The organism is Agreia sp., assembly GCF_964263775.1.
GTDB lineage: Bacteria > Actinomycetota > Actinomycetes > Actinomycetales > Microbacteriaceae > Agreia.
The window spans coordinates 1-2,972 of sequence record NZ_CAXVWM010000046.1; the positions used below are offsets into that span (position 1 = coordinate 1).

Consider the following 2,972-nt stretch of genomic DNA (forward strand, 5'->3'; position numbering starts at 1 on the left):
GCGTTCTTCGACGGGCGCTTCCTCGGGTACTCCGACTTTCTCGTGCGCGACGACGACGGGGCAGAGGGAGACGAGCCCGCCTATTCCGACGGTGCTGGCCCCGCCTACGCGGTATACGACACGAAGCTCGCCCGCAAGGCCAAGATCACGGCGCTGCTGCAGCTCGCCGCCTACGCCGACCAGCTGCAGCAGAACGGCATCCCCACCAGCGAGACCGTGCACCTCATCCTGGGCACCGGCAAGACGACCTCGCACCGGCTTCGCGACATCCTGCCCGTCTACCGTCGTCGGCGGGCCCGGCTGCAGCAGCTCATCGACGACCGGGTCGCCGACTTCGAGGCCACCGCCTGGGGTGATCCGCGTTACACGGCGTGCGGGCGCTGCGCCGCCTGCGCCGTCGAGGTCGAGCGAACCCACGACGTGCTGCAGGTGGCGGGCATGCGGCTCACGCAACGAGCGCGCCTGCGGGCCGCGGGCATCCAGAGCATCGGCGATCTGGCCGCGACGGCCGGGCCGGTGGCCGGGCTCGCGCAGTCGACGCTTGTCTCGCTCGCCGGGCAGGCGCGAATGCAGCTCGTGGCCCCCGCGCCGGGGCAGGCCCTGAGCTGGCAGATTGCCGATCCGGCGCCGCTCGCCGCGATACCGGCGCCCGACGCCGGAGACATCTTCTTCGACTTCGAGGGCGATCCGCTCTACCAGGAGGGCTCCGCCTGGGGGCTCGACTACCTGTTCGGGCTCGTCGAACCCGACGAGACCTTCGTGTCGTTCTGGGCGCACGACTTGGCCGAGGAGCGGCAGGCGCTCATCGACTTTCTCGACTACGTCGCCGAGCGTCGTGCCCGGCATCCGCTCATGCACATCTACCACTACGCCTCGTACGAGCGCACCCACCTGCTCACACTCGCGGCTCGGCACGGGGTCGGCGAAGACTCCGTCGACGACCTGCTTCGCCAGAACGTCCTCGTCGACCTCTATCCGATTGTGCGGCAGGGCATGCGCATCGGCACGCACAGCTACTCGCTCAAGAAGCTCGAGCCGCTCTACATGGGCGACGCCGAACGCGACGGGGTGGCCAATGCGGCCGATTCCATCACCGAATACGTGCGATCGCGCGAGCTGCTCGCCGCTGGCGACGTCGAGGCGTCGGCCCGGGTGCAGAACGACATCGCGCGGTACAACACCTACGACTGCGTCAGCACGCTGCGACTGCGCGACTGGCTGCTCGAGCGGGCGGCCTCCGTCTCGCGCGAGTTCATTCCCGAGGCGGGCGGCCGTCTTCCGTTCGATCTGCCAGACCGCGAGCCCGACCCGGTCTACCTCGCCCTGTCAGAGTTGTCTTCGAGGGTGCCGCTCGCAGAACGCACGTCCGACGACACGGCGCTCGCCCTGGCAACCGCCGCCATCGACTATCACCGGCGCGAGCAGAAGTCGTTCTGGTGGCAGCACTTCTCCCGGCTCACCGGCCCCGTCGACGAGTGGGCCGACACCCGCGACGTGCTCGTGGTCACCGAGGCCGTCGTGCTGCGCGACTGGTTTCGCGAGGGCAAGCAACGCAGCGATCGGCGTCGACTCGGGCTTCGAGGAATCCTCGCGCCGGGCAGCGCGATCAAGCCGGGGCAGAATCCGTTCATCCTCTACGACGCGCCTTACCCGCCCATCTTGCGCGGTCGCGAACCGGGCGCCCGAACCGCGCACAGCAGAACCGCCGTGGTCGAGCTGCTCGACGATGGCACCATCGTGGTCGACGAGCTGCTCGAGAAAGACGCGCCGCACTACGACGAGCTGCCCGTCGCGCTGACGCCCGGCACGCCTCCGCCGCCCGGAACCCAGGTCGACGCCATCGCCGAGTGGGGTCGTGCGATCCTCGATGCGCATCCCGTTCCCCTCGCCGACCCCGCCTACGACGTACTGCGCCGTGTGCCGCCGCGCGCCACTCTCGCGCCAGTCGTCGACGCCGACGGGGAGGGCGACGTGGCCTCGGCCCTCGTCGCATCGCTGCTCACGCTCGACCGCTCGTACCTCGCCGTGCAGGGTCCTCCGGGAACGGGCAAGACCTACACCGGCTCGCATGTGATCGCCCGGCTCGTGCACGAGCACGGGTGGAAGATCGGTGTCGTCGCCCAGTCGCACGCGGCGGTCGAGAACATGCTGCGCGCCGTCGTGGCAGCGGGCGTCGACCGCAGCCTCGTGGGCAAGAAGGCCTCGGGCGCCCCGGCCGCCGCCCCGGCCGCCGCCTCGACTGACGCCGACGACCAAGACTTCACGGTGCTCTCGCCCACGGCCTTCGCGGGCTTCACGTCGAAAGACGGCGGCTACGTCGTCGGCGGAACGGCGTGGGACTTCAGCAACGCCTCCCGCATCCCGAGGCAGTCGCTCGATCTGCTCGTCGTCGACGAGGCGGGCCAGTTCTCGCTGGCCTCAACCATCGCGTCGGCGGTCGCAGCGAAGCGACTGCTGTTGCTCGGCGACCCGCAGCAGCTGCCCCAGGTGAGACAGGGCATCCACCCCGAGCCGGTCGACGAATCGGCGCTCGGCTGGCTGTCGGCCGGGCACGACGTGCTTCCGCCCGAGTTCGGCTATTTTCTCGCCACCTCGTGGCGCATGCACCCCGCGGTCTGCGCGCCGGTGTCCGAGCTGTCTTACGAGGGGCGGCTGGTGTCGCACGCCTCCGATCGCCGGCTCGACGGGATCGAGCCGGGGCTGCACGCTGTTCCCGTCGATCACTCCGAGCGGTCGACGTCGTCTCCCGAAGAGGCCGACGGCGTGGCCGAGGTGGTCGCATCCGTTCTCGGTCGCACCTGGTGGTCCGGAGGGGTCTCTCGACCCCTCGTCGAGTCCGACGTGATCGTGGTGGCGCCCTACAACGCGCAGGTCGAGCTGCTCAGGCTGCGGCTCGCGGCAGCGGGCTACAGCTCCATTCCCGTGGGAACGGTCGACAAGTTCCAGGGCCGCGAGGCGGCGGTCGCCATCGT

Annotated in this window: 1 protein-coding gene; it reads left to right on the forward strand. The window is 70.1% G+C overall.

Going from position 1 to position 2,972, the window contains the following annotated elements:
* Window positions 1-2,972: TM0106 family RecB-like putative nuclease (locus ACE5CZ_RS04210; protein WP_374946105.1), on the forward strand; the 2,972-nt coding region annotated here is incomplete at both ends.